Origin of the sequence: Paraburkholderia kururiensis JCM 10599 = LMG 19447 (genome assembly GCF_003986935.1) — a bacterium.
In the GTDB taxonomy this organism is placed as follows: Bacteria; Pseudomonadota; Gammaproteobacteria; order Burkholderiales; family Burkholderiaceae; genus Paraburkholderia; species Paraburkholderia kururiensis.
In genome coordinates this window covers 1-330 of sequence record NZ_RJZE01000132.1, presented here as the reverse complement: position 1 = coordinate 330, position 330 = coordinate 1, and the positions used below count along the sequence as shown (strand labels likewise).

Annotated in this window: 1 protein-coding gene; it reads left to right on the top strand. The window is 63.6% G+C overall.

Going from position 1 to position 330, the window contains the following annotated elements; genetic code table 11:
* Nucleotides 1-330 (top strand): hypothetical protein (locus tag PKKP23_RS34885; RefSeq protein ID WP_275094597.1); only part of this gene is annotated, 330 nt, incomplete at both ends.

Below are 330 nucleotides of genomic sequence, written 5' to 3'. Positions count from 1 at the left end.
TCGACGTCGAGGTCGACAGCGATGCAACATTGCTGTCGGTGGTCGACAGCCCCGTCGACAGCGAACTGACGTTGCTGTTGGTCGTCGACAGGCCCGTCGAGAGCGAACTCACACCCGTGGACAGGGAGCTGACACCAGTCGACAGCGAACTGGCCGTGGTGGATGTCGAGGTCGACAGCGACGCGACATTGCTGTTGGTCGTCGACAGCCCTGTCGAGAGCGAGCTCACGCCCGTGGACAGGGAACTGACACCGGTCGACAGCGAGCTGGCCGTGGTCGACGTCGAGGTCGACAGCGATGCAACATTGCTGTCGGTGGTCGACAGCCCCG